This window comes from Streptosporangium sp. NPDC023963 (assembly GCF_040639135.1).
In the GTDB taxonomy this organism is placed as follows: Bacteria; Actinomycetota; Actinomycetes; order Streptosporangiales; family Streptosporangiaceae; genus Streptosporangium.
In genome coordinates this window covers 111,743-137,719 of sequence record NZ_JBEZZK010000012.1, presented here as the reverse complement: position 1 = coordinate 137,719, position 25,977 = coordinate 111,743, and the positions used below count along the sequence as shown (strand labels likewise).

Genomic DNA, 25,977 nt, shown 5'->3' with positions numbered 1-25,977 from the left:
CACATGGCGCGGGCCGGGTTGACGCCGGACCGGGTGACGCTCGCGGGCGCCGAGCTGGCGGACGAGGTCGGGCTCGACCACGTGACCATGTCGGCGGTGGCGCGGCGGCTCGGGGTGAAGGACGCGAGCCTGTACGTGCACGTGCGCGGCCTGGAGGACCTGCGCGGGCGGATCGCGCTGCTGGCGGCGGACGAGAAGACCATCCGCATCGCCGAGGCCACCGCCGGGCAGGCGGGGCAGGACGCGCTGGTGGCGTTCGCGAACGTCTGGCGGGCCTACGCCCACGACCATCCCGGCCGGTACACCGCGACACAGATCCCGACGCAGATCGACCCCGAGCTCGCGGCACGGGCGCCCGGGCCGCGGCGCGCGGTCGAGCTGACCTACAGCATGCTGCGCGCCTACGCGCTGGCCGAGCCCGACCTGACCGACGCGGTCCGGCTCGTGCGCAGCACGCTCCACGGCTTCGTCAGTCTCGAGGCCGCCGGCGGGTTCGCGCACGCGCGCCCGGCCGAGGAGTCCTGGGCCCGCTGCCTCGACGCCCTGCACTCCCTCCTGGAGCGCTGGCCCGCACCCCGTGAAGGAGACCCCTCATGACCGACCCGACCACCGGCCGCCTGCGCGTGGACGGCGCCACCCTGCACCACGAGGTGCGGGGAAGCGGCCCGCTCCTGCTGCTGATCCCCGGCGGCGCCGGCGACGCGGCTTCCTACGACGGCATCGCCGACGACCTGGCCGCCGATTACACGGTCGCGTCCTACGACCCGCGCGGCCTGTCCCGCAGCCCGCTGGAGGACCCGCAGGCCGCTCAGCAGGTCGCGCGGCATGCCGACGACGCGTTCCGGCTGCTGCGACTGCTGTCTCCGGACGCGCCCGCGCGCGTGGTCGGCTGCAGCTCAGGGGCGATCGTCGCGCTGCACCTGCTCACCGCCCACCCCGAGCGGATCGAACGCGTGGTGGCGCATGAGCCGCCGATGGTGGAGGTGCTGCCGGACGCCGCCGAGCACCGCGCGCTGCTCGCCCGCGTCCAGGACACGTTCCGCCGGGACGGCCTGATGCCCGCGGTGGCCGAGTTCGCGGCGGGCCTGCGGCGGCCGGGTGCCGAGGAGCCCGTCGCCGCCGAAACGGCCGTCGAGCTGCCGCCGGGGGCGGCGGCACGAGCTGAGCGGACGATGGCGAACCTGCCCTACTTCCTCGGTCGTATCGTGCCGAGCTTCATGGCCTATGTCCCGGACGTGGATCGCCTGGCGGCCCTGTCGGACCGGCTCGTGCTCGCGGGCGGGGCGGAATCGCGCGGTGAACTGCCCTACCGGCCCGCCGCCCTCCTCGCCGAGCGGTTCGGCACGGAGCTCGTCCACTTCCCCGGCGGGCACACGGGCCTCAGCACGCACCCCACCGAGTTCGCCGAACTGCTCCGCAAGGTGCTGGGCGCCTGAGCGTGCGCGGCGGTCGTGTCCCGGGAGATGCTCCGGCGCGGCGACGACCGTGGGTCCCGCCGGTCACCGATGACGCCGGACGGGTGCTGCTCGCCAAGCTCGCCGACAGCGGGGTTGAGGAGATCGGCGACTACGCGAGCGACACCCTGCGACGGAACGCGGCCGGATCCCCGTGTCATACGGCGACGATCTGCCATTCCTGGTTGGCGCCACCCTTGTCGGCCCATTGGATGACTCGGGCGCCGTCGGCTGTGGAGCCCGCTTCGACGTCCGCACACAATCCGTTGCCGACGTTGATCAGCCGGTAGTGGCCGCTTGTGGCCGCGGGGACGAGTTTCCACCGCTGGTTCGCGCCGTTGTTGTCGGTCGTCTGGACGAGGGCGGCGCCCTGGTTGGCGTTCGGGCTGCTGAGGACCTTGCCGCTGCCGACACCGGACAGCCGGAACGAGCCGTCGGAGTTCTGCGACATCCGCCACTGCTGGTTGCTTCCGCCGTTCCAGGGCCACTGGACGATGGCGGCGCCGTCGGCGGTGGAGCCGCCGGAGACGTCCAGCACCTTGCCGCTGTTGCGGTTGACCAGGCGGACGACGCCGGTGGACGGGCCGCCGGCCCCCAGGCCGACGGTGATCTGGGTCGTCGTACCCGCGGTGAGTGACACCTGGCGGGCGTGGCTGCCCAACGGCGAGGTGGCGACGCCCGCGCCGGTGGTGACGGAAACGATCCCGCGCCGGCAAATGAGCGTTACGGTCTGGGTGATGTCGGAGGTGACGGTGGCGGTGACGGTCCGGGCGCCGAGGTCCCAGGTGAGCGACGCGATCCGGATGCGGTTGCGGCCGCGCACGCCGGTGATCGTGCCCTTGGCGAGCTGGTCGGGCAGCGCGGGCAGCAACTCCAGGATGCCGGGCCTGGTGTAGATCAATGCCTCGGCGAGAATCGCGGGCAGCGAATTGGCGGCATCGGCGTTGTAGATCGCCAGGTTCGGGTTGTGGGAGGTCATCAGCGACCGGAAGATCATGTTTTTGCCCAGGATCTTCCGCAGGTTGCCGTACACGCCGGCGCCGTCCTTGAGCCGGGCTCGGGCGAGGCTGCGGTGGATGGCGCCGTGGGCCTCTCCTGCCTCGTCCCCTCGCAGGTCCAGGGCGCGGCTCGCGTAGCGGATCAGGTCGGGCTTGTCCTCGGGGTTGATCTCGTGCAGCGGCCAGAGGGGGTACATGTGCTGTACGTGACGGTGGTTGTACCGGTCGGTCAGGCTGGGCCACGACCATTCGGCGAGCGCCCCGTCGCCGTTGATTCGATAATCGGGCATCTTGGTCAGCAAGGCGGTCCAGCGTTGCACGCCTTGGCCTGAGCCCTGTTCGGTGCCGAGGAAGTTCGCGGCGTCGATGGCGGCCTGCAGCGCGTGCTTGCCTGCGGCGATCTCGCCGGTCGCATTGATCGACAGCTGCCTGCCCGTGTTGCCGGGGCTGTTCTCCATGGAGAAACACGGCACGAAGATGACCTTGCCGTTGGCGTCGGTGCGGGTGAGGAAGTCCTCGTAGAACAACGCGAGCTCGATCAGGACCGGAGCGAGCTTGGTGCGGTAGAAGGTGGCGTCACCGGTGACCTGGTAGTACTCGAGCAGCGGATAGAGCAGCCAGTCGGCGCCGCCGATCCAGGTGTGGCCGGGAAACCCGCCGTCGAAATGCAGCATCTTGCCGTACTCACCGTCGGTCCGGGATGGAGCGAGCAGGCCGCGGGTGCCGTAGAGGTTCCTGGCGTTGGTGCGCCAGTCGTTGATCTGGCCGAGGATCAGGGTGAAGTAGCCGTCCATGGCTTCGGGGAGGGACAGGATGTTGCCGCCGGCGACCTGGAAGTTGACGTTGGCGTCGGTGGTGAAGTCGCCGGCCCACGCCGCGTCCCAGGCGCCCGTCCACAGGCCGGTCAGCCGCGGCGGCAGGACGCCGCTGGAGGAGAGGAACAGGTAGCGGCCGGAGTCGTACATCCGCTCCAGTAACGCGAGGTCGATGACGTTGCGGTTGGAATTCTGCCGCGCGATCAGCTCACCGGTCGACAACTGCCGATCGGCGGCGCTGACGTTCAGATCGAGGCGTGAACGGTCGTACAGCTCGGTGTGCAGGGCGGTATGCCGCGTGAGCGACGCCGCGTAGTCGGCGCTCAGCGCGGCCAGCGCCGTGTGCAACGGTTTCGCGTCCCACGCGGTGGACGAGTCGTAGCGATCGAGTTTGGTCAGCAGCACGAGTTTGGTCGCCGCGGCCACGACAATGGCCGACCCGCTCACCCGTACCGAACCGCCGGTCGCGACCACCCGGGTGACGCCCTCGTAGCCGAACGCCCCCTGCCCCGCCGGGTATCTGCCCCGCAGGTTCACGTAGCCGTCACCGTTGCCGACCGTGGCCAGCGTGGTGAAACCGACGGACCCCGGCACGCCGCTCAGGGCCGTGTTGACGCTCAGCGTGGTGTCGATCGTCCGGCCCGGCGCGGGAGTGAGCTCGTGGATGATCACCCGGTCGGCTCGGGAGGCGAAAGCCCGCCGGGTCCACGTGCCGTAACCGTCGGTCCACGTCGAGGTGACCTCGCCGGTCCTGAAATCGGTGATCCGGGCGTAATCGCCGGCCGTCGTCATCCCCGGGGTGCTGATCTGCAGCTCATAGCCCGGATGGAAGGTCTGCGTCCAGCGCAGCGACCAGCCCGAGGTGAAGTCGCCGGTGGCACCGTTGAAGTCACCGGCGAGCGCCTTGTCCCTGACTCCCGCCAACCGGCCCGACAGCACCGGCGGAGTCACGTTACGGGTGCCGTTGGGCAGAACGAACCGATGATGTGTGAAGATCACCTTCTCCAGGGTGGGCGCGCCGTAGAGCATGGCCCCGTACTCACCGTTGCCGGTCAGGAAGGCATCGGCCCAATTCGCCGCGGCTACCGTGTCGTAGATGCCGCGTTGCGGCAGCGTCACCTGCGGCGGCACGGCGGCGGCCGCTCGGCCAGCGAAGATCGCCGAAGGCAGCGCGGCAGCGCCGACGGTCGCCGCAGTGGTCGCGATGAAGCGTCGACGGTTCAGCGGCATGTTCATCGAAGCTCCCGGTGACGAGGTTGGAGTGATCGTTGCGGCCAAGTGCCGCCTGTGCCGCCTGTGCCGCCACGGCTGGTCCATCGCCGCGAGGCAGCCGCCATTCGACGGGACGCCCCGCGGTAGAGAACTCGGTTAAAAAAGTGCCTCTGACGGCAAACACGCCAGGCGGTTTGCCGGAAAGACATCCCATGAATAGTGCTCGCGAAACGTATGACGTTCTACGTCTTACGTCAAGAACAAGTGTGAACACCGCGTAACCTCTGGCCCCGGTTTCCAGTACGGCCGACGACTCTCCCAGGAGTTCGGTGTAACTTTCATCAGAAGGAAGACCGGGAGCCGGGACGGTGACGGCGAGGTTGTGTGCCTACGCCGGTTACTTCCTTTGTTTCATCCATCCATGGGCGCGCCGTGGCCATCGGGAGTCATCCATGGTGTGTGCTGCCCGAGGTGGGCGGGCGCACGTTGCTCGTCTCGGCGGGTCAGGGCTCTGCGGATCCGGCTTGCTCGTTCCCTGAAGAAATGTCTCCTTCGGGGACGCGTCCTCGAAGCGGAGGTTGGTGGCCGAGGAGAGGCCGACGCGGCGGGCGACGGTGTCCAGCGGGAGGTCGGATGACCGCCGCCGTACCGCGACAGCCCGACGAACGCCGCCCCGACCTGTGTTCGAACGGCCCCGTGAGCCGTCGTTCAATGCGTGTCGGGGCGCCTGGGGCGGATGGCATGCTGACGCTGTGAGCGAAGAACCCGATGTCAGCCTGCATATCGCCACCGAGTTGCTGCTGTTCCTGCCCGCGCGGCGGCGGCACGAGTGGCAGCGGGTGGCACCCGACGGGACATCGACGCTGGGTCACGTCGTGGAGTCGCTCGGCGTCCCGCTGCCCGAGGTGGGGCCGCTGATCGTCGAGGGCGCGGAGGTCGGCAGGTCCTACCAGCCCGCCGCCGGTGACGTGGTCCACGTTCACGCCGTACCCCGCCCCCAGCGGGTGCCCCTCGAACCGGGGCGGGACGCGCCCCGGTTCCTGCTCGACGTCCACCTGGGCACCCTCGCGCGACGGCTCCGGCTGCTGGGCGTGGACGCGACCTACCACAACGACATGGACGACCCCTCGCTCGTCGTCGAGGCGAACAGCGAACGCCGCGTGCTGCTCACCCAGGACCACGGCCTGCTGTTCCGCCGGGCGCTCTGGTTCGGCGCCTACGTGCGAGGCACCGGGGCGGACGACCAGCTCCGCGACCTGCTGGAGCGGTTCGCGCCACCGCTGCGGCCGTGGACCCGCTGCACGGCCTGCAACGGGGAACTGGCCCCCGTCGACAAGGCGGAGATCGACCGTCTGCTGGAGACCGGGACCAGGCGCTCGTACGACGTGTACGGCCGCTGCTCGGCATGCGGCCAGATCTACTGGCGCGGCGCGCACAGCGAGCGTCTGGAGGAGATCGTACGGTCGGCCATGAGCACGGTTCGCCCGGAGTCGCAGGTGGGCGGGGGGCCACGCTGAGGCGGGCCGGTCCCGTTCCGGGAGTACCGCGGGGTGCGGCACCTCCGGCGGTCACGGGAACGCGCGTCGGCGCGGTGTCGCCGTGACGTCCCGTCCAGGGGCGCTCAATCGTCAAGGACCGGCAGGTCGAGCCGGTCCAGCCGGTCGCGGTCGGACAGCACGTCGATGGCGAGGATCCTGCCGCCCTTGACAGTGAAGGCCATGACGGACAACGGCCGCCCGTGCGCGACGACGATCTCACGCTGACGGGCGAGATCGAGGTCGGGAACCGGGGCCTGTCCCCGTACCCGGCGGCGTCAACCGGCGGGGTTTCCCGCCGACCCGGGAGGCTTCACGCGCCGCCGGCCTCGGCGAGGGTGTGCGCGACGAGGGCGTTGGCGTGGCCGTGCCCCAGGCCGTGCTCGGTCTTGAGCCAGGAGACGAGTTCCATGTGCTTGGTCAGGGGCGAGGAGCGGATGAGCTCCTTCCACTCGGCGATCGGGCGGCCGTACTTCTTCTCGATCGAGGGGAAGTAACTCGCCGGGCCCTTCACAGCGTCAGTCATGTCCGCAGTATCCCATCTATCCCGATTAGTCCTCGCTCGATCCAGATAGGGGACGGACACCGTGGAAGCAAGATCATATGATTCGGGGTCAGGGTCCGCGGATGGGCGTAATCTCCCTGAAGGACACCGGAAGGCAGGAGATCCCCCCATGGCCGATGAGCCGACCGTCTCGACCCCGTCATCCCGTTCGCCAGAGGACGCGCGGCGGCCCGGGATGGAACGGATCGACGCCGAGGTGCCGCACTCGGCTCGCATCTGGAACTACCTGCTGGGCGGGAAGGACAACTTCGCCGTCGACCGCGAGGCGGGTGAGAGGGTGTCCGCCGTCTTCCCCGGCATGGTCGACGTCGCCCGGCACTCCCGGTACATGCTCGCCCGCGTGGTGCGCCACCTGGCCGGTGAGGCGGGTATCCGCCAGTTCCTGGACATCGGCACCGGGCTGCCCACCGTCGACAACACCCACGAGGTCGCCCAGCGGGTGGCGCCGGACTCGCGCGTCGTCTACGTGGACAACGACCCCCTGGTGCTGGTGCACGCCCGGGCGCTGCTCACCAGCACGCCCGAGGGCGCCACCGACTACATCGAGTCGGACGTGCGCGACCCCGAGCACATCCTGCGGGAGGCCGCGAAGACCCTGGACTTCGGCAAGCCCACCGCGCTGATGCTGATGGGCATCATGGGCCTGATCGGCGACCACGACGAGGCGCTCTCGATCGTGCGCCGGTTGATGCGGGACCTGCCCTCGGGAAGCTATCTGGCGCTCTACGACGGCGTCGACACCGATCCCGCGTACGTCGAGGCGATGCGGCGCCACAACTCGGGGAGCGGCGTGGTCGCCTACACGCCGCGCAGCCCCGAGCTGATCACCCGCTACTTCGACGGCCTGACGCTGCTGGAGCCGGGCGTCGTGCCGGTGCAGCGGTGGCGTCCGGATCCCACCCCCTGGGGAGACGTGCCCGAGGTGGCGTGCGCCGGCGGCGTCGCGCGCAAACCCTGATCATTCTCACCACGCCCACCCGGCACAGCACGACACGGCACGACACGGCACGACACGGCACAGGTGCCGGGGATTCCCGCCCACCCGCTCAGCAAGCCGGGGAGCCACCGCCGGAGGGTCGTTCGAACGGCTCGTCGGCGCGCACGATGGTGGCGAGCACCTCGTTGAACGCCTCGGTCGAGGTGGGATGGTTGTAGACGGCGTCGCGGAGTTCGGCCGCCTTGACGCCGTGCCGCATGGCGAGCGCGACCGTGTTGACGAGTTCCTGCGCGTCGACGCTGAGCAGGACGGCTCCGAGGATCTCGTCCGTCTCGGCGTCGATCACGAACTTCATGAATCCGCGGGTCTCCTCGACGATGTACGCGCGGGGCATCGCCACGATCTCGGCGACGGGCTTGCTCGCGATCCTCACCCGGTGTCCCGCCGCCCTGGCCTCCTTCTCGGTGAGGCCGACGGCCGCGAGCGGCGGGGTCATGAACAGGGTGCGGGGAACCGCGACACGGTCCGACACCGAGCGCCGGCCCTCACCGACGAGCTGGTCGAGGACGACGCGGCTGTCGTCGAGGGAGAGGTAGGTGTGCTGCGGCCCGCCGCGGACGTCGCCGAGGGCGTAGATGTGCGGCTGGCTCGTGCGCAGATGCTCGTCGACCTCGACCGCCCCGTGTCCGGTCGTGCGGACGCCGGCGGCGTCCAGCCCGAGGCCGCGAGTAGCGGGCGCGCGACCGGTGGCGGCGAGGATGGCGTCGGCTTCGAGGGTGTGCCGCCGCCCGTCCTTCTCGTAGACGACGGTCGCGCAGGTCTCGCCGTCGCGGACCTCCGTGACGCGCGCCCCCTTGACGATCTCGATGCCGTCGTCCGTGAGGATGCCCTCGGCGACGGCGGCGGCGTCGTCATCCTCACGGCCCAGGATCCTCGAGGAGGTTTCGAACAGGGTGACCCGCGAGCCGAACCGGCGGTAGATCGAGGCGAACTCGATGCCGATGTATCCGCCGCCCACGATCGCGAGCCGTTCCGGCAGGGTCGTCGTCTCGATCAGACCGGTGCTGGTCAGGGTGTACTTGCTCTCCCTCAGACCGGGAGTGTCGGGGATGATCGTCTCGGCACCCGTGTTGATCAGAATGGTCTCGGCGGAGATCGTGACACGTTCGCCGCCCGCCTCGACGCCGACGGTGTGCGGGTCGACGAACGTGGCCCGGCCGGTGACGACCGTCGCGGTCTCGATGCCGTTCAGCGCCTCGTAGTTGCCCCTGCGGAACACCGTGGTGAGTGCCTGCACCTCCTCGACGGAGCGCTCGTACCACTCCTGCGCCGGATCACTCTCCCGGCGCTTGCCGGCGCGGTGGACCAGCGCCTTCGTCGGCACACAACCGACATTGGGGCACGTCCCTCCGTACATCCGCTCCGACTGCTCGACGAGCACCACGCGCCTGCCGAGGCCGCCCATCGTCTTCGCGACGGCCTTGCCGCCCTTGCCGAAACCGATAACGAGAAGATCGGCGTGAAGAGTGTCGTTCGTGGTGTCCATAATTCCAGTTTCGATAGGTAAGATTGAGCTCACAAGGCGTATTTGTCTCATTTTTCATCGCGAGCGTCTCATCATGGATTCAGTCAGTCACCTCGTCCGCCTGGCGAGAGCGCAGGCGACCCTGGACAAGCGCTGCCTGCTGGCCGGCGCGACCGTCATGGATATTCCCGCCCGGGGTGACGGTGATGCGGCCTTCCACCTCCTGCTCGACGGCGCGTGCACGCTCGAGCTCCCCGATCGGCGCGTCGAGCTCCGGCCGGGCGACGTCGTGCTCCTCCCCCGCGACACGCCGCACCGCGTTCGCACCACCGGATCCGGACCCGCTCAGGGGGTGTCCGAAACTCCCGGCGGCGCGTTCTCCACCGTCCGCAGCCGAACGGGCGAGGGCGTGATCGACCTCTTCTGCGGGCACTACTCGTTCGGCCCCGGCGCGGGGGCCATGCTCCTCCGGAGCCTTCCCCACCCCCTACATGTGTCCTTCGCGGAATCCGGCGAGGTGAACGAGATCGTCCGGATGCTGGGCGGGATCATGCGGTGGGAGGCACGGGACGACGGGCCCGGCACCGCCGCCGTCCTCTCGGCACTCTGCGACGCGCTGCTCGCGATGGTGCTGCGGAAATCGGGCGGGCGGCTCGCCGAACCGGCGCTGTGGACCGCCGCCCACGACGAGCGGATCCGTGCCGTCATCGACGAGGTGCTTCGAGATCCCGGCGCCGACTGGCCGATCGCCCGCCTGACGCGCGTGGCGGCGATGGCGCGGGCCACGTTCATCCGGCACTTCTCCCGCAGCACCGGAATGACCGTCGGCGCGTTCCTCACGCACGTCCGGCTGATGACCGCGGCGGAACTGCTCGTCGACACCGAGCGTACGGTCGCCTCGGTCGCCGCCGAGGTGGGATACCGTTCCGAGTCCGCGTTCAGCCGGGCGTTCCGCCTGGCGACCGGGTCGACGCCGGCCCGGTTCCGCCGGAACCTCGAACGCGCGGTGTGAACGACTCCGGCGGCCCCGCGAGCCGCGCGGCGGCCGTCCGGCCCTGGAATTCTTACCGTCCGCGAACGTCCGTGTGCCGGACCGCCGTGACAGCGGCGTCGCCGCATACCCTCGCCGGGTGAAGATACTGCTCACCGGCGTGGCCGGGTTCATCGGAAGCCATGTGGCCGAAGCCCTCCGCGCCGCAGGCCACGACGTGATCGGCCTCGACCTGCGTACCGGCGCCGACGTGCGGGACGGCACGGCGCTGGACGGACCGCTGGGCCGGGTGGACGCCGTGGTGCACCAGGCGGCCAAGGTCGGGCTCGGCGTGGACGTGGCCGACCTGCCCGACTACGCGTCGGTGAACGTGTACGGCACCGCCGTGCTGCTGGCCGCGATGGCCCGCCACGGCGTGGCGAGGCTGGTGCTGGCCTCGTCGATGGTGGTGTACGGGGAGGGCGCCTACGACTGCGCCGCCCACGGCCGGGTACGGCCGGGGCCGCGGGCGGTCACGGATCTGGACCGGGGATCCTTCGAGCCGCGCTGCCCGCGGTGCGGCGCCCAGGCGGCGCCGGCCGCCATCGACGAGCACGCGCCGATGGACCCCCGCAACGCCTACGCCACCACGAAGCTCGCCCAGGAGCACCTGGCGGCGAACTGGGCGCGCGAGACCGGCGGCACCGCCGTCGCGCTGCGCTATCACAACGTGTACGGCCCGCGGATGCCACGCGACACCCCGTACGCGGGGGTCGCGGCCATCTTCCGGTCGGCGCTGGAGGCGGGGCGCGCGCCACGCGTTTTCGAGGACGGCGGCCAGCGCCGCGACTTCGTCCATGTGCGGGACGTCGCCAGGGCCAACGTGGCCGCGCTGGGGGGCGGGGAACCGGGCTCGCTGGCCGCCTACAACATCGCCAGCGGCGAGCCGCACACCGTGGGCGAGATGGCCGCGGCCCTCGCCGAGCAGCGCGGCGGACCCGTCCCGGTGGTCACCGGCGAGTACCGGCTGGGGGACGTGCGCCATGTCGTGGCCTCTCCGGAGCGTGCCCGCCGGGAGCTGGGGTTCGCCGCGGAGGTCGCCTTCGCCGAGGGAATGAAGGAGTTCGCCACCGCCCCGCTGGGATGACGCGCCCGCAGCCCCGCTGGGATGACCCGCCCGCGACGCTGTCCGAGGGTGTCGCAGGCGTGCCGCGGGAACGGTTCGCCATGGAGAGGGAACGGTTCACCAGGGCGAGAGGACCAGCCCCTGCAACAGCAGTCCCGTCACGACCTGCGCGGCCGGCCACCACCTGCCGGGCGCCAGGCTCGCGGCCAGGCCGACCCACAACGCGTAGGGCACCCAGATGCGTTCCACCTCGCCCCGCGTCACACCGCTGACGTCCAGCGCGAGCACCGCCACCACGGCGGCCGCCACCACGGCGCGCAACCCGCCCGGGCCGTGCCGCGCCAGGCCCGCGGCGGTGGCCGGCCCCGTGAGCATGGCCAGCACTCCCAGGTTGGCGAACAGGAAGTACAGGTAGGGCCGGGCGGCCCCCGGATCGGCCGCCCACTCGGCGTGGGTGGCCAGCACCCCGGCGGGCCACAGGAAGCCCGCGGCGGCGAAGGCGGCGGTCACCGCCGCGGCACCGGCCAGGACCGCGAGCACGGCCTCGCGCGGCACGCGGGCGGCGACCGCGACGACCACGGGGATCAGCAGGTAGGGGACCAGGCCGTAGCTGAGGTACGGCAGCGCGCCGAGCAGCACCCCGGCGCCGGCCCCCCAGCAGACCCTTCGCACGATCCGGCCGTGTCCGCCGAGCACCAGGAGTGCCACGCCCCACGCGCCCACCCCGGCGAAGAAGGCGTCCATGCTGGTGGCGATCCAGACCGAGGCCGGGGTGAGCGCCAGATACGGCAGCGCCCTCCGGGCCGCCCGCTCCCCGCCCAGCTCACGTACGGTCAGTGCGATCGCCACGGTCGCCGAGCAACCGACCGCGATGACCAGCAGCGCCGCCCACAGCGGTCCGGGAAGCCCGAGCGCGGCCAGCGACCAGAGCACCAGTACGGGCAGCGGGGGGTGCCCGCGCACGTGGGTGGGGTAGTCCGGCAGATGCCGGGTGAAGGTGGCCAGCCAGCCCAGCGGGTCGTCGCCCACCGCGGGCAGTACCGCCAGATACTCCTGCGGATGGGTCAGCGGGGCGGCCGGCCCGTCGGCGGAGATCGCCAGCAGCAATGTCCAGGCCAGCGCGCAGCCGTAGGACACGAGCAGGGCGCTTCCGAAGCCCAGCCGCGCCGCGAGGACGGGCAGGAACAGCACGGCGGCGCCTCCGAACGCGGCGGCGGGCAGCAACGCGAGGGGCGGCACGCGGAAATGCCCGTGCAGCGGCGGCAGGTGGTCGATGGTGAGCACGCCGAGCGCGTGCAGGACCGCGCCCGCCGCGAAGGACCCGGCGATCAGCAGTGCCCAGATCCGGAGCGCGCGTGCCGTCTCCCCGCCACGGGTGGGATTCGCGGCAGGGGCACCTCGCGCCACGACCGTTGCTTCGCGCGGCCATATGTCCGGAACATCCGGCATATCCGGAACATCCGGCGAGGAACCACTCAAAGGATGTTCCTCTCCGCTTCGATTCGCTGCCCTGAGTCGTCGGCCACTTTCCAAAGCTAGAGCTGAGCCGACCACTTGCTGGATATACGTCACCGCTTTGTAAGAGGTGATCGTCGCTCCCTGGCCTAACCTCGAGATCATGAAGATCGACGTGGTGCTGCCATGCCTGGACGAGGAGGCCGCGCTCTCCTGGGTGCTCGGCCGGATGCCGCACGGCTATCGCCCGATCGTGGTCGACAACGGTTCCACCGACGGCTCGGCCAAGGTCGCCGCCGAGCACGGCGCGCTGGTGGTGAGCGAGCCGCGGCGCGGGTTCGGCGCCGCCTGCCACGCCGGACTGCTGGCCGCGACCGCCGAGGTCGTGTGCTTCATGGACGCCGACGCCTCGCTCGACCCGGGCCAGCTGCCACGGGTGGCCGGCCCGGTCCTGGCGGGCGAGAGCGACCTCGTACTCGGTCGCCGGATGCCTCACTCCGGGCCCGTGCACGCCCGGGTCGCCAACGCCGCGCTGGCCGCACGCCTGCGGCGCCGCACCGGCGCACCGCTGCGCGACCTGGGTCCGATGCGCGCCTGCGAACGCGCCGGACTGGTCGAGCTGGGACTGTCCGACCGCCGGTTCGGCTATCCCCTGGAGATGGTGCTGCGCGCGGCCGCGGCCGGCTGGCGGATCACCGAGGCCGAGGTCGACTACCTGCCGCGCGTGGGACGCTCCAAGGTGACCGGCACCGTGCGCGGCACCCTCCGGGCGATCGCCGACATGCGCCGCGTCATGGAAGAGACGACATGAGCGCCGCGCAGATCGTGGTCATCGCCAAGGAGCCGGTGGCCGGGCGGGTGAAGACCCGGCTGACCCCGCCGTTCACCCCCGACCAGGCCGCCTACCTGGCGGCGGCCGCCCTGCGGGACACGCTGCACGCCGTGGCGGCCGCGCGGAGCGACCGGCGGGTGCTCGCCCTCGAAGGGCGTCCCGGGACCTGGCTCCCGGACGGCTTCACCGTCATCCCGCAGCGTGGCGACAGCCTCGACCAGCGCCTGGCCGCCGCCTTCCACGACGCCCACCGGCTGCACGGGCTGCCGGTGGTCCTGATCGGCATGGACACCCCCCAGGTCACCCCGGAGCTGCTGAACACCGCCCTCACCCTGCTGACCGCTCACGACGCGGTGTACGGACCGGCGGCCGACGGGGGCTTCTGGCTGCTCGGGCTGTGCCGCCCCGACCCGTCCCTGCTGCTCGGCGTGGCGATGTCGCGGCCCACCACCGGTGCCACCCAGCTGCAACGCCTGCACGAGGCCGGGCTGAACGTGGCCCACCTGCCGGAGCTGGACGACGTCGACACCGCCGCCGACGCCTTCCACGTCGCGGCGCAGGCGCCCGGATCCCGCTTCGCCGGAGCTCTGGCGGCCGTCCGGTCGTCCGTGCCGGTCGACGCCGGTCGACGCCGGTGAGCCGTCATGCCGGGCGACGAGCGCACGAATCCAGTGAAAAACGGGAAGAGGCGGGGCTTTGAGAGCGGAATTTTCCGATAAGGACCACCGGCGGGCGACGAAGTGGCCGTCCTACGCCGACACCGGCTTCGGGGGTGATCGGTGTCGGACGCCGCCCGCGGGCACGGTCATGTCGGGGACGGACCCGCAAGGAGCAGGGAAATGTCGCGGGTAAGGGCGTGGCTGCGGGGGGACGAGCGGCCGCCGGGCCCCTTCCGCCCGGAGTTCTGGCGCAGCCCGCTGCGGGGGCCGTGGCTGACGTCGGTGTTCGGCCTGGTGCTGCTGGTGGGAATCCCGATCGTGGCCCTCACGGGCCTGGTCTCCTATGCCGCCTACAATCCGCAGCTGCCCGGCAACGACATCACTCCGGAGAGAGGGCTGCTGGGCTTCTACCTCTTCGACTGGCCGACCAGTCCGGTCTGGCTGTACCGGTTCAACCAGGGAGTCCACGTCATCCTCGGGCTGACCTTGGTGCCGGTGCTGCTGGCCAAGCTGTGGTCGGTGATCCCCAAGCTGTTCGCCTGGCCGCCGGCCCGCTCCCCCGCCCAGCTGCTGGAGCGGGCCGGCCTGCTGCTCCTGGTCGGCGGCGCGGTCTTCCAGTTCACCACCGGCATCCTGAATATCCAGCTGCTCTACGTCTTCCCGTTCTCCTTCTACCCGGCCCACCTGTACGGCGCCTGGATCTTCCTGGCCGCGCTCGTGGCGCACGTCGTCCTCAAGCTGCCCCGGGCGATCACCGCTCTGCGATCTCGCGACTTCCGCCGGGAGCTGCACACCCGCCTGCGCGACACCCGCCCTGAACCTCCCGATCCCGACGGGCTGGTGCCCGTCGCCCCGGCGCCGCCCACCATGTCCCGGCGCGGCCTGCTGGCCTTCGTCGGCGGTGGTTCGCTGACGATGTTCGGCCTGTCCGTCGGCCAGACCCTCGACGGGCCGTTGCGCGGCACCGCGTTGCTGGCCCCGCACGGCCGTACGTACGGCCCGGGCCCGAACGACTTCCAGGTGAACAAGACCGCGTCCAGCGTGGGCATCAGGGAGGCGGAAACCGGTCCCGGCTGGCGGCTGGCCCTGACCGGGCCGCGTCCGGCACGGCTGTCGCGCGCGGACCTGCTGGCGTTGCCGCTGCACACCTACCCGCTGCCGATCGCCTGCGTGGAGGGCTGGTCCACCGAGCAGGAATGGACCGGTGTGCGGCTGGCCGACCTGGCCCGGCTCGCCGGGGCCGCCGACGGGAGCGGGGTTTTCGTCCGGTCGCTGCAGCGCGGCGGCGTGTTCGGCCACGCGTCGCTGAGCGCCCGGCAGGTGGCCGACCCGCGCTCGCTGCTGGCGCTGCGGGTCAACGGCGCCGACCTGTCGATGGACCACGGCTTCCCGGCCCGGATCATCGTGCCCAACGCTCCCGGCGTGCACAACACCAAGTGGGTGCGCGAACTCGACTTCCGGTCGTTCTCGTGACCCGCCGCAAGGGTGAGCCGCGCCGGTGGACGACCGCGTACGGCGCCGGACCGGGGCACCTGCTCGTCCTGGCCGCCTGCCTGGCGGTGGCCGGCTACGCCGCCACCCGGGTGGTCGCCGCCGGGATATGGGTGGGGTTCCTGCTGTGGTTCCTCGGCGCCCTGATCGTCCACGACCTGGTGCTGGTGCCGTCCTACTCCTTCGCCGACACCGCCCTCCGGTCACGGTCGCGGCCCCCGGGAGCCCCGTCCCGGCCGGCGCCCGGCGGCCGGTGGCCGCCGCCGGTCAACTTCGTGCGCGTACCGGCCGGGCTGTCGGGCCTGCTGCTGCTCGTCTGGTTTCCTCTCATCCTGCGCGCCTCGGAGCACAACTACCGGGAGGCGACGGGGCTGAGCACCACCCCCTACCTCGGGCGATGGCTGCTGCTGAGCCTCCTGTTCTTCGCCGCCTCGGGTCTCCTGTACGCGTTGCGCCGCCGTGCCGCCGGGCCGCCGGGCGGACGGCCCGGTGAGCATCAGGCCGATCGGTGACCACGCTCGATGTTTTCGCACCACGGGCCAATCGGCTTTTCGCACCACGGGCCAATCGACTCCGTGGCGCTTTCGACGCGTTCCTGACCGGTGGCGTAAACAGGGGGTACGCGTCATAGGTTTGTAATAGTTCACCTTGCCTTGTCGCGGTAACGTCGCACCATGATTTCCGCTTGCCGGTTTAATTTCCGGAAAATCCCTTGCGGCCACGGAGCCTCCGGAAGAAATATCGTACGACCCGACGAACATTTCGGCTTTTTCTGTGAAATCAGGAAATTTGCATGATCGGCGCCCTTTACGAAGACTCTCTGAGGGGAGAAAGCGTGGACGTCGAATATTCCGACGGCCGTGTCCGGCCACTCGCCTCCGAGTGCTGGCTGCGGCCCATGGAGGGGGACGAGCACATCCTGGCCCGATGCGACGGACCGACCCTCGACGTCGGTTCGGGGCCCGGCAGGCTGACCGTGGCGCTCACCCGGAGGGGAATCCCCGTCCTGGGCATCGACATCACCCCCCTGGCCGTCAGCCTGACGCGGCGCGCCGGCGGCCTGGCCCTGCACCGAAGCGTCTTCGATCCCCTTCCCGGCACCGGCCGATGGTCCAGGGCGCTGCTGGCCGACGGCAACATCGGTATCGGCGGCGACCCCGAGACCCTGCTGCGGCGCATGCGGGAGCTGGTCAGGCCGGGCGGTGCGGTGATCGCCGAGCTCTCCCCGCCCGGGTCGCGGAGCGAGGTGGAGCGCCTGCGCCTGCGCCAGGACGAACGGGCCGACGACTGGTTCGCCTGGGCGACCGTCTCCGCCGACGACATCGGCTCGCTCGCCCGGCGCTGCGGGTTCCCCGCCGCCGAGCACTGGCAGGAGGCCGGGCGGTGGTTCGCGACCCTCTCGTGAACGCCCCTGCCGCAGATCGTGACGACGGCACGGACGGCCGTGGGTGAAGGCTCCCACCCGATTGGCGCGAGGGCCGGGAGAACTCAGGAGAACAGGGCGCGGCCCCAGTAGTCGCCCGCGTCGCGCACGCCCGGCGGGCAGGCGAACAGGCCGCTGGAGACGTGCTTGATGTACTCGTTGAGGGAGTCCTTGCCCGCCAGGGACCTCTGCACGGCGACGAACTGCCGGTGGGGGTCGCGCTGGTAGGCGATGAAGAACAGCCCGGCGTCCAGGCGGCCCAGCCCGTCGGAGCCGTCCACGTAGTTGTAGCCGCGGCGCAGCAGGCGCGCGCCGCCGTTGTGGGAGGGGTGCGCCAGCCGTACGTGCGCGTCGTCCTTGATCAGGGCTTCCCCGTCGGGTCCCTTGGCGTCGAAGTCGATCGCGTCGAACTCGGCCTTCCCTCCCAGCGGGGCCCCCTCCCCCTTGTCCCGGCCGAAGATCTGCTCCTGCTCGGCCAGCGGCGCCCGGTCCCACGTCTCGACCAGCATCCGGATCTTGCGGGTCACCAGGTAGCTGCCCCCGGTCATCCAGTCGGCGCCGTCGCCGGCTCCCACCCAGAGCTGCTCCTTCAGCAGCGCCACGTCCTCCAGCTTGAGGTTGGCGGTGCCGTCCTTGAACCCCATCAGGTTGCGCGGCGTCGCCTGCGCGCGCGAGGTCGACGACGTACGGCCGAAGCCGAGCTGGGACCAGCGCACCGAGACCCGGCCGAAGCCGATGCGCGCCAGGTTGCGGATGGCGTGCACCGCCACCTGCGGGTCGTGCGCGCACGCCTGCACGCACAGGTCGCCGCCGGAGATCTCCGGCAGCAGCGCGTCACCGGGCAGGTGCGGCAGGTCGGCCAGCGCGGCCGGCCTGCGGGAGGCCAGCCCGAACCGGTCGTCGAACAGCGACCCGCCGAAGCCGACGGTGAGCGTCAGCCCGGAGGCGGGCAGGCCGAGGGCCTCGCCGGTGTCGTCGGGCGGCGCCTCGGGCTGGCCGCCGACCGCGCCGAACGCGCCCGCCTCCTGGCCCTGCGTCATCCGGGCCGCGGCGGCGGTCCACTCCTGCAGCAGCTCGGCCAGCTCTGCCTTCTTCCCGGTCGTCACGTCGAACGAGACGAAGTGCAGCCGGTCCTGGGCCGGGGTGACGATGCCCGCCTGGTGCTCGCCGTAGAAGGGGACCGGGTCGGAGGCCGAGGCGGCCCGGACGGGCGCGGGCGGGGGCTCACCGCCCGCCCCGCGCACCGCGAGGGCGCCCGCGCCGGCGGCCGCCACGCCCGCGGCGCCCATCCCGAACAGCTTCCTGCGGCTGATTTTCCCGCTCATCGGACCCCTCCCCCACGGTGGCGGCGCGCCATCCGCTACTTGGCCACCACTGCGGCGATCTTGCTGATCGGCTCGGCGAGCGCGTTGATCGCGTCCGACAGCTTCTTGAGGTCGTCCTTGGACAGCTCGGTGTGCAGCTTCCAGCCGTCGCCCTTGCGGTGTGCGCCGAGCGCGGCCTCGGCTCCGGCGAACTTCTCGTCCAGCGTCTTCACCAGCTCGGGGGCGCGCTCCTCCAGGACGGGCCGGAGCGCCTGCACCGCGGCCTTCGAGCCCTGCAGGTTGGCGTCGAAGTCCCACAGGTCGGTGTGCGAGTAGCGGTCCTCCTCACCGGTGATCTTGCCGGAGGCGACCTCGTCGAGCAGGCCCTTGGCCCCGTTGGCGAGCAGGACGGGCGACAGCTCGGCCGCGTTGGACTGTTCCACGATGGTCTTGATGTCGGCCATCAGCTTGTCGGCGACCGGCCCGTCCTCGCTGACGTCCTTGGTGACCCAGAGATCCTTCTCGATCTTGTGGAAGCCGGTCCACTCCTCGCCCTCGGCCACGTCGTTCTCGCGGGCGTCGATGGCCGGGTCGAGGTCGCCGAAGATCTCCGCGACCGGCTCGATCCGCTCCCAGTAGGTGCGGGAGACGGGGAAGAGCTCCTTGGCCCTGGCGATGTCCTCGGCCTTGACCGCGTCGACGAACTCCTGCGTCTTGGTCAGCAGCGTGTCGCTCTGCGACCTGATGTAGCGCTTGTAGCCGGCGGTCGCGGCGGAGAGCTGGGCGTCGTCGCTGAGCGGCTTGTGCTCGCCCGTCACCTTGAGCGGGCCGCGGACGCCCTTGCCGACCATGCCGGGCTTGCAGGCGGTCTGGTAGCTGCCGGCCGGCAGTTCCACGATCACCTCGCGGGTCAGGCCGGGCACGATGTTCTCCACCTCGCCCATGACCCGGTCACCGGCGGCGTAGACGTAGAACTCGGTCACCTTGGTGCCGCCGTTGGTGATCGAGAACGTCGAGGTGCCCGCGGCCACCTCGGTGACGGCGACCTTGCACTCGGTGTCGGTGGCGGCCACCGCGACGGGACCGCCCTTGGCGGGAGCGGCGGACGCTCCGGCGCCCGCACCCGCGGTGGACGCGGTGGGCTCGGAGGAGCAGGCGGTGAGGCCGGCGAGGGCCAGAGCACCCGCGGCGATGGCAAGGGAAGTACGCATGGTCGTCCTGTTCGAGCGGTTTCAGCCCGCGGGCTGCGGGTTGGTCGAGGAAGCCGGGGGATTCTGTGCCGCCGGGGCCGCCGGGGCCGCCGGGGAATCGGTGGGCGAGGCGGTGGGGCGGCTGCGACGCGGCCTCAGGAAGAGGGCGAGCGTCGGCACCGCGTAGGCGACCCACGCCACCGTCTCCAGCACGCTCGGCTGCGGGGTGATGTTGAACAGCCCGGCCAGCAGGGCGCCGTACCAGGAGTCGGCGGGCATCACGCCGCTGATGTCGAAGGCGTGGGTGGACAGGCCCGGCAGGACCCCGGCCTCCTGCAGGTCGTGCACGCCGTACTTGAAGATGCCGGCGGCGACCAGGATCAGCAGCAGGCCCGTCCAGGTGAAGAACCTGGTCAGGTTGATCCGCATCGCGCTGCGGTAGATGGCCCAGCCCAGCGCGACCGCGGTGAGCAGGCCCAGGGTGATCCCGACCAGCGGGACGGCGGTGGTGGTGGCCCCCTGCACGGAGGCGAAGAACAGCAGCGCGGTCTCCAGGCCCTCGCGCGCCACGGCGAGGAAGGCCATCACGACCACCGCGGTCGCGCCGACCTCCAGGGCCTGGCTCAGCCTGGCCCGCAGCTCGCCGGAGAGGGTACGGGAGGCGCGACGCATCCAGAAGATCATCCAGGTGACGAACGCGGTGGCGAGCAGCGAGGTGATCGCCTCGAACAGCTCCTGCTGCCGGTATTCCAGGCGGGCGACGGTGAAGGTGAGCAACGCGCCGAACGCGACCGACAGCACGAGCGCGGCGCCGACACCGGCCCACACGAGGGGCAGCCGGTCGCGCCGGTCGCTCTTGACGAGGAGCGCGACGAGCACGGAGACGACGAGCGTGGCCTCCAGGCCTTCGCGCAATCCGATGAGGTAGCTGGCGAACACCGTCACTCCATGGAAGGAAGCCTTACCTAAATTAGGGCAGGGCAACCTTACTCTCTGCAAAAGGGTGAACTCGCACCGGGGTAACGTCTCCGACCAGGGACAACGATCATGACGAGGACGATCGGCTCGCGTGTTTCCCGGACGACCGCGCCACGAGGTCCGCGGCGAGACGGCGTCACGGCTTCACAGCGTCACGGTTTCATGGCGTCACGGCTTCACGGTTTCACGGCGTCACGGCGTCACGGCTTCACGACGAGACGGCGTCACGGCGAGACGCCGGCTCGCAGGGATCGCCAGATCCGCTCGGGAAGCAACCGGCACGCCTCGTCCAGGTCGATGCCGGGAGCCCCCGCCAGCCACCGGCGGGCCGTCTCCGCCACCGGGCCGACGACCAGCATCTCCGTCAGCGCGTCCGGCAGCTCCACGACCAGCCCCGCCTCGGCGTACGGTCGCAGCCAGGCCAGGATCCCGGCCAGCCTGGGCTCCTTCTCCCGCGCGATCAGGGCGGCGTGCGCGGGAAGGAAGGCGGCGTAGGCGGAGGCGTGGACGAAGTGCGCGGCGGCCCGGTGCTCGCGGGTGAAGCCCAGATATCCGGTGACCACGGCCCCGATCCCGGCTGCGGCCCGCGCCTCGCCGTCCTCGCCGTCCTCGCCGGACCCCGCCCCCTCCCCCGGCGGCACCGCGTCGAGCGCGGCGATGACGGCGTCGAGCAGGCCGGACAGGCAGCGGGCGTAGAGTGCCGCCGCCAGCCCGTCGAAGCTGCCGAAGTGGTGGTAGAGGCTGCCGACGCTGACACCGCTCGTACCGGTCACCGCCGTCATGGTGAAGCCGTCCGCGCCCTCTCTCTCGTAGAGGTCCAGTGCCGCGGCGAGCAGCCGCTCCCTGGTCTCCTCGCCACGCCGGTGCCTAGGCGACACCGGTCAGCTCCGCGGCCTGCGCCCACAGCCTCTCCGCCCGCACCGGGTCGGCGGCCGCGGGGGCGAGGGGCGTCTCGCGGTCGACGTCGAAGTAACGGCCGGTGCCGGTGCGGTCGAGTGCCAGCCGCACGACGGGGGCCGCGCCGTCCGCCGGCGCCTTCCACAACAGCTTCGCGGCCTTCAGCAGCAGTCCCACCGGGCCGCCCCGGTCGCCGAGCCCGGTCCTGATCACCCCGGGGTGCACGGCGTCGATCGTGACGTCCCGCCGTTTCCAGCGTTCGGCCCACAACGGCATCAGCGCCAGGTTGCAGAGCTTGGTGTCGGCGTAGGTGCGCACGGCGGAGAAGTCGGCGCCGGCCGGGGTGCGCGCGGGGTCGGCCCTGCCCATGGCGTACAGGCCCGCGGTGACCTGGACGACCCTGTCCAGGCGGTCCTCCAGCAGGTGGTTGAGCAGGAAGGGCGCCAGGTGGTTGACGGCGAAGGACTCCTCGAACCCGTCCTCGGTGAGCCGTCGCGCCGACGGCCAGATCCCGGCGTTGTGGACCAGCACGTCGAGCTGCGGGCAGGTTCCGGCCAGCGCCTCGGCGGTGGCCCGGACGCCCTTCAGGGTCGAGAGGTCACCGGTGACCAGCTCGGCGCCGAGCCGGGCGGCCTCGTCCGCCGCGGCGGGATTCCTCGCCACGAGCACCACCCGGTGGCCGCGGCGGGCGAACTCCTCGGCCGTGGCCAGGCCGATCCCGCGGTTGGCTCCGGTGATGACGGCGGTGACTCTCACCCTGGAAGCGTAACCGATTCTAGAGAGTCTCTCTAGAATCCCGGGCGGACGGTCATTCGGCGAGCATGACGTAGAGGCCGAGGACGACGCCGGCGGCGACGACCAGGAAGCAGAGCCCGGCTCCCGCGCGACCGGCCGCCCGCCCGCTGGACAGGCCGACCAGGGCCAGGGAGAAGACGGCGACCAGGCCGGCGCCCGCCAGCAGCGAGGCGAGCAGGACCCTCCACAGCGCGTCCAGGTCGACGTAGCCGTTCATGCCGCGTGCTCCCTCGTCCCGGTGGCCGGGGCGAGCCGGCCGGTCCATTCGTCGTTGACGTTGCCGGCGTTGACCGGCCGGCGCCGCGAGGCCAGGTACAGCGCCGCCGACAGCGCCAGGGCGACGCCGAAGACGACGGCGACGCCCAGCGCGCCGCCGATCACGTTGGCACTCGCCCAGGCCAGCGCGCCGACCACGGCGGCTGCCGGGAGGGTGATCAGCCACGCGGCCCCCATCCTGGCCGCGAGGCTCCAGCGGACCTGGGCCAGGTGCTTGCCGATGCCGGAGCCGATCACCGAGCCCGCGCACACGTGCGTGGTCGACAGCGGGAAGCCGAAGTGCGAGGAGGCGAAGATGACGGCCGCCGAGGAGCCCTCGGCGGCGAAACCCTGCGGGGTCTCGATCTCGGTCAGCCCCTTGCCGAGGGTACGGATCACCCGCCAGCCGCCCAGGTAGGTGCCCAGCGCGATCGCGGTCGCGCTGGCCACGATCACCCAGGTCGGGGTTCCCGCGTCCTTGCCGACGGCACCGGCGGCGATCAGCGCGAGGGTGATGATGCCCATCGTCTTCTGCGCGTCGTTGGTGCCGTGGGCCAGGGAGACCAGCGAGGCCGAGCCGATCTGACCGTATTCGAACCCGCGCCTCCTGGTGTCCTCGGGGACGTTGCGGGTGATGACGTAGACCAGGTAGGTGCCGACGGTGGCCACCAGGATCGCCGCCAGCGGCGCCAGCACGGCCGGGATCAGCACCTTGGACACGATCTCCGCGCCCTTGACGGCCGAGGCGCCCGCCGCGATCAGCGTGGCCCCGACCACGCCGCCGATCAACGCGTGTGAGGAACTGGAGGGGATGCCGAAGTACCAGGTCAGCAGGTTCCAGGCCAGACCGCCGATCAGCCCGGCGAAGACGACCGTCAGGGTGATCGCGCCGGTCTCGACGATGCCGGTCGCGATGGTGGCCGCGACCTTCAGCGACAGGAACGCCCCGGCGAAGTTCAGCACCGCGGACAACGCGACCGCGACCTTGGGACGCAACGCGCCGGTGGCGATCGAGGTCGCCATCGCGTTGGCGGTGTCGTGGAAGCCGTTGGTGAAGTCGAACGACAGCGCGGTGACGATCACGATGGCGAGCAACACGAAGTTCGCATCCATGCCCCCGGATATGACACCTCAGACGACATGTATGCAGCTCATGGGATTTCATACACAGAATTCATCTTCCCGTCGACCGCGTGTCACCTTGGGCGACGAAGGTCATCGGGGGTCACGCTCCCCGCACCCGGGTTCCCGCGAGGGCGGGAGGCCGTCCCCGGGGGTCGCGGGGCGATCGGTCAGAGGTACCCCCACTCGGCGCAGATCTCGCGCAGTTCCTCCGGGATCTCCTCGGGGGCGGGCAGCGGCCTGCCCGGCTGGACCCTGCCGGTCCTGATCTTGTCGCGCCAGTCTCCGATGCCCTTCACGAACTCCCCGTGCCCGTGGTCACCGTAGGTGATCATGCCGGGCTCGTAGCCGACCCCGAGATGGCCGCAGACCCGCCGCATCTCCTTCTCCGGATCGGCGACGAGCGCCTCGTAGGTCAGGGTGAGCCCGTCGAGCGTCCGCCTGGCCTCGGCGAGGTGGCGCATGTACTGCAGGGTGTGCCGGACCGCCTCGGCCCAGGGGCGCTCCAACGGGGCGGCCTCGTGCCACGACAGGGCGATCGAGGCGGGATGGCGCATCAGGAAGATGTAGCGCGCGTCGGGCCAGCAGGTCGCGAGGCGCCGGTGGGCGAAGACGTTGCTGGGCGTCTTGTCGACGATGATCTGCTTGCCGCTCCCGGCCAGCTCGCGGTGGAGCATGCGGTCCCACAGGATGTGCTCGATGTCGCTGGCGGAGAGGCCGAGCGCCTCCATCGCCTGGCGCAGCGGGTCGGTGGTCAGCGTGACCGCCAGGCGCCGCACGTGCAGCTCGTGCGGCGCGTGGATCCGGGAGTGGCTGTTCAGCATGACGCGCAGCAGGGTGGAGCCGGACCGCACCGGCGACAGCACGAACACCGGTTCGCGCAGCAGCCGGTCGGTCTCCGGATCGGCCGGGGGCCGGGGAACGTCCACGGGCTGCGGGGGTGGGGGTGGGGGTGGGGGTGCGACCCTGCGCCGCACCCGGGTGATGTTGTAGCCCGTCATCCCTTCGAGAGCCGTGTTGACTCTGGTCTTCCACGCCATGACCAGCACCGTAGGGATCCAAGGCGTCCGGAAAGTGAACGTGACCTGTGCGTTGGGGTGCCGCGCCGTGCGGCCGCCGCCGCACGGCGCGACCCTCCCCCGGTCACGGATCAGGTACGGAACGGGCCGGTCACGCAGTAGGTGATGCCCCCGGAGGAGGAACCGGACGTGCCGCGCTGGGAGGAGAAGTACAGGCGGTCGCCGGCGGGGGTGAAGGCCGGACCGGTGATCTCCGAGGACCCCTGGCCGCCGACGCGCAGGAACGGGGAGACGGTGTCGTCGGCGGTGATCAGGCAGATTTCCATGGTGCCGCCGTCCTCGGCGACGTAGAGGTCGCCGAAGGTCGAGCCGGTGACGTTGTCCACGCCGGTCAGCGGGGCGGTGCCGGGACTGACGAGGCTGTCGTCGTAGGCGAGCTCGTAGGTGCCGGCGGCGACGTTGACCTGCCAGACCCGGTTGTCGCCCTTGGTGGTGAACCACACCGTGTCGTCGGCGTAGTAGCACCCCTCGCCACCGTTGAAGGACTTCGATCCGGAGACCTGGCTGCGGGTCGCGGTCGGGGAGCCGTCGGGATCCGGGACGTTCGCCCAGGTGAACGAGCCGCTTGTCGCGGAGCCCGCGCGCAGCACCTGCAGCGTGCCGGAGGACAGGTCCCCCCAGGTGGTGGGGACGAACCGGTAGAACCGCCCGTTGGTCTCGTCCTCGGTGAGATAGATGACCTTGCGGACCGGGTCGGCCGCCGCCGCCTCGTGCTTGAAACGACCCATGGCCGGGCGCTGTGTGGCCGCGCCCCCGAAGGGGCGGGTCTCGTAGACGAAGCCGCGGTCGACCTCCTCGCACGACAGCCAGGTGTTCCACGGCGTCGCGCCGCCCGCGCAGTTCTGCCGGGTGCCCGACAGGATCGAGGAGGCGGAGACCACGTTGCCCGCGGAGTCGAAGCGGATCGCCGAGGCGCCGCCGCCGGGGTTGATCTCCGAGTTGGACACGTAGATCCACCCGCTGCCGTCGGCGAAGCAGGCGCCGCCGTCGGGGGCGCTGTGCCAGGTGTAGGAGGTGCCGGGAACCACCTGGCCCGATCGGGCGATCACCCGGCTGGTGAACCCGGCCGGGAGCTGGATGCCGTTGGCGTCGGCGGCCAGCAGGGGGCCGTAGGGACCAGGGGCGTTCTGGGCCGGGGCCGCGAGGGCGGCGTCCTGCCAGAGACTTCCGGTGAGGGCCAGGGTGCTCGTACCGAGCACCGAGGCGCGAAGGAATGTGCGGCGTTCCATCGGTGAACCTCCAAGACGAGGATCAGCAGAACCACTTCCCTGAGCGATCCCAACGGTAGGAGCACCGGTGAACACCTGGCGGTTAATACGGTTAACGGCATATGGCCTGTATGTGCTGATTGCAGTGGGAT

The 25,977-nt window shown here is 71.2% G+C and carries 24 protein-coding genes; 11 read left to right on the top strand and 13 right to left on the bottom strand.

Annotated features, from left to right (window positions below):
* Positions 1–3: 3 nt before the first annotated feature.
* A complete protein-coding gene (locus AB0F88_RS30270) occupies positions 4–597 on the top strand; it encodes a WHG domain-containing protein (RefSeq protein WP_362691558.1) in 594 nt (197 codons plus the stop codon).
* Positions 594–1,436: an alpha/beta fold hydrolase gene (locus AB0F88_RS30265; RefSeq protein WP_362691555.1), complete on the top strand. Its 843-nt coding sequence runs from the start codon at positions 594–596 to the stop codon at positions 1,434–1,436. Before AB0F88_RS30270 ends, AB0F88_RS30265 begins: the two co-directional genes overlap by 4 nt.
* A gap of 175 nt (positions 1,437–1,611) precedes the next feature.
* Here AB0F88_RS30265 and AB0F88_RS30260 read toward each other — a convergent pair whose 3' ends face one another.
* On the bottom strand, positions 1,612–4,503 hold the full coding sequence (locus AB0F88_RS30260) for an RICIN domain-containing protein (RefSeq protein WP_362691552.1): 2,892 nt from the start codon (positions 4,501–4,503) through the stop codon (positions 1,612–1,614).
* A gap of 728 nt (positions 4,504–5,231) precedes the next feature.
* Between AB0F88_RS30260 and AB0F88_RS30255 the strand changes: the two genes are divergently transcribed.
* Positions 5,232–5,996 (top strand): Mut7-C RNAse domain-containing protein, encoded by a 765-nt coding sequence (locus AB0F88_RS30255; RefSeq protein WP_362691549.1) that lies wholly within the window; start codon positions 5,232–5,234, stop codon positions 5,994–5,996.
* 331 nt (positions 5,997–6,327) lie between these two features.
* Here AB0F88_RS30255 and AB0F88_RS30250 read toward each other — a convergent pair whose 3' ends face one another.
* The gene (locus AB0F88_RS30250; RefSeq protein WP_362691546.1) at positions 6,328–6,540 is read right to left on the bottom strand and encodes a DUF4287 domain-containing protein; all 213 of its coding nucleotides are present in this window, start codon (positions 6,538–6,540) and stop codon (positions 6,328–6,330) included.
* A gap of 214 nt (positions 6,541–6,754) precedes the next feature.
* Between AB0F88_RS30250 and AB0F88_RS30245 the strand changes: the two genes are divergently transcribed.
* Positions 6,755–7,537, top strand: coding sequence for an SAM-dependent methyltransferase (locus AB0F88_RS30245; RefSeq protein ID WP_362691925.1), 783 nt, complete (start codon positions 6,755–6,757; stop codon positions 7,535–7,537).
* An 88-nt stretch (positions 7,538–7,625) separates the two neighbouring features.
* On the opposite strand, the gene AB0F88_RS30240 is transcribed toward AB0F88_RS30245, so the two are convergent.
* On the bottom strand, positions 7,626–9,062 hold the full coding sequence (locus AB0F88_RS30240) for an FAD-dependent oxidoreductase (RefSeq protein ID WP_362691543.1): 1,437 nt from the start codon (positions 9,060–9,062) through the stop codon (positions 7,626–7,628).
* A gap of 73 nt (positions 9,063–9,135) precedes the next feature.
* On the opposite strand from AB0F88_RS30240, the gene AB0F88_RS30235 reads away from it, so the two are divergent.
* Positions 9,136–10,053 (top strand): AraC family transcriptional regulator, encoded by a 918-nt coding sequence (locus tag AB0F88_RS30235; protein WP_362691540.1) that lies wholly within the window; start codon positions 9,136–9,138, stop codon positions 10,051–10,053.
* 118 nt (positions 10,054–10,171) lie between these two features.
* A complete protein-coding gene (locus AB0F88_RS30230) occupies positions 10,172–11,158 on the top strand; it encodes an NAD-dependent epimerase/dehydratase family protein (RefSeq protein WP_362691537.1) in 987 nt (328 codons plus the stop codon).
* 96 nt (positions 11,159–11,254) lie between these two features.
* On the opposite strand, the gene AB0F88_RS30225 is transcribed toward AB0F88_RS30230, so the two are convergent.
* Positions 11,255–12,586 (bottom strand): hypothetical protein, encoded by a 1,332-nt coding sequence (locus AB0F88_RS30225; RefSeq protein ID WP_362691534.1) that lies wholly within the window; start codon positions 12,584–12,586, stop codon positions 11,255–11,257.
* Between the two features lie 169 nt (positions 12,587–12,755).
* On the opposite strand from AB0F88_RS30225, the gene AB0F88_RS30220 reads away from it, so the two are divergent.
* From AB0F88_RS30220 to AB0F88_RS30200, 5 genes are all read left to right on the top strand, one after another.
* On the top strand, positions 12,756–13,403 hold the full coding sequence (locus tag AB0F88_RS30220) for a glycosyltransferase family 2 protein (protein WP_362691531.1): 648 nt from the start codon (positions 12,756–12,758) through the stop codon (positions 13,401–13,403).
* Positions 13,400–14,062 carry a TIGR04282 family arsenosugar biosynthesis glycosyltransferase gene (locus AB0F88_RS30215; RefSeq protein ID WP_362691528.1) on the top strand — a complete coding sequence of 221 codons (663 nt, stop codon included), beginning with the start codon at positions 13,400–13,402 and terminating at the stop codon, positions 14,060–14,062. Before AB0F88_RS30220 ends, AB0F88_RS30215 begins: the two co-directional genes overlap by 4 nt.
* Before the next feature lie 201 nt (positions 14,063–14,263).
* A complete protein-coding gene (locus AB0F88_RS30210) occupies positions 14,264–15,556 on the top strand; it encodes a molybdopterin-dependent oxidoreductase (RefSeq protein ID WP_362691525.1) in 1,293 nt (430 codons plus the stop codon).
* Positions 15,553–16,086: a hypothetical protein gene (locus tag AB0F88_RS30205; RefSeq protein ID WP_362691522.1), complete on the top strand. Its 534-nt coding sequence runs from the start codon at positions 15,553–15,555 to the stop codon at positions 16,084–16,086. The genes AB0F88_RS30210 and AB0F88_RS30205 overlap by 4 nt, the downstream gene beginning before the upstream one ends.
* A gap of 323 nt (positions 16,087–16,409) precedes the next feature.
* Positions 16,410–16,979 carry a methyltransferase domain-containing protein gene (locus AB0F88_RS30200; RefSeq protein WP_362691519.1) on the top strand — a complete coding sequence of 190 codons (570 nt, stop codon included), beginning with the start codon at positions 16,410–16,412 and terminating at the stop codon, positions 16,977–16,979.
* Positions 16,980–17,062: 83 nt separating this feature from the next.
* Here AB0F88_RS30200 and efeB read toward each other — a convergent pair whose 3' ends face one another.
* The 9 genes from efeB to AB0F88_RS30155 all read right to left on the bottom strand — a co-directional run bounded on the left by efeB (position 17,063) and on the right by AB0F88_RS30155 (position 25,846).
* Complete coding sequence (gene efeB / locus AB0F88_RS30195) at positions 17,063–18,322, bottom strand: iron uptake transporter deferrochelatase/peroxidase subunit (RefSeq protein WP_362691516.1); 1,260 nt, start codon at positions 18,320–18,322, stop codon at positions 17,063–17,065.
* 35 nt (positions 18,323–18,357) lie between these two features.
* Positions 18,358–19,512: an iron uptake system protein EfeO gene (gene efeO / locus AB0F88_RS30190; protein ID WP_362691513.1), complete on the bottom strand. Its 1,155-nt coding sequence runs from the start codon at positions 19,510–19,512 to the stop codon at positions 18,358–18,360.
* Positions 19,513–19,533: 21 nt separating this feature from the next.
* Positions 19,534–20,430: an iron uptake transporter permease EfeU gene (gene efeU / locus AB0F88_RS30185; protein WP_362691510.1), complete on the bottom strand. Its 897-nt coding sequence runs from the start codon at positions 20,428–20,430 to the stop codon at positions 19,534–19,536.
* A 263-nt stretch (positions 20,431–20,693) separates the two neighbouring features.
* Entirely contained in the window at positions 20,694–21,347 is a 654-nt protein-coding gene (locus AB0F88_RS30180) for a TetR/AcrR family transcriptional regulator (RefSeq protein WP_362691507.1), read from the bottom strand.
* A complete protein-coding gene (locus AB0F88_RS30175; protein WP_362691504.1) occupies positions 21,337–22,122 on the bottom strand; it encodes an SDR family NAD(P)-dependent oxidoreductase in 786 nt (261 codons plus the stop codon). Before AB0F88_RS30175 ends, AB0F88_RS30180 begins: the two co-directional genes overlap by 11 nt.
* 52 nt (positions 22,123–22,174) lie before the next feature.
* Positions 22,175–22,378: a hypothetical protein gene (locus AB0F88_RS30170; RefSeq protein WP_362691501.1), complete on the bottom strand. Its 204-nt coding sequence runs from the start codon at positions 22,376–22,378 to the stop codon at positions 22,175–22,177.
* Positions 22,375–23,529, bottom strand: coding sequence for an inorganic phosphate transporter (locus tag AB0F88_RS30165; protein ID WP_362691498.1), 1,155 nt, complete (start codon positions 23,527–23,529; stop codon positions 22,375–22,377). The genes AB0F88_RS30170 and AB0F88_RS30165 overlap by 4 nt, the downstream gene beginning before the upstream one ends.
* Positions 23,530–23,708: 179 nt before the next feature.
* Entirely contained in the window at positions 23,709–24,578 is an 870-nt protein-coding gene (locus AB0F88_RS30160) for a sulfotransferase (protein ID WP_362691495.1), read from the bottom strand.
* Between the two features lie 110 nt (positions 24,579–24,688).
* On the bottom strand, positions 24,689–25,846 hold the full coding sequence (locus AB0F88_RS30155; protein ID WP_362691492.1) for an alkaline phosphatase PhoX: 1,158 nt from the start codon (positions 25,844–25,846) through the stop codon (positions 24,689–24,691).
* Positions 25,847–25,977 lie beyond the last annotated feature (131 nt).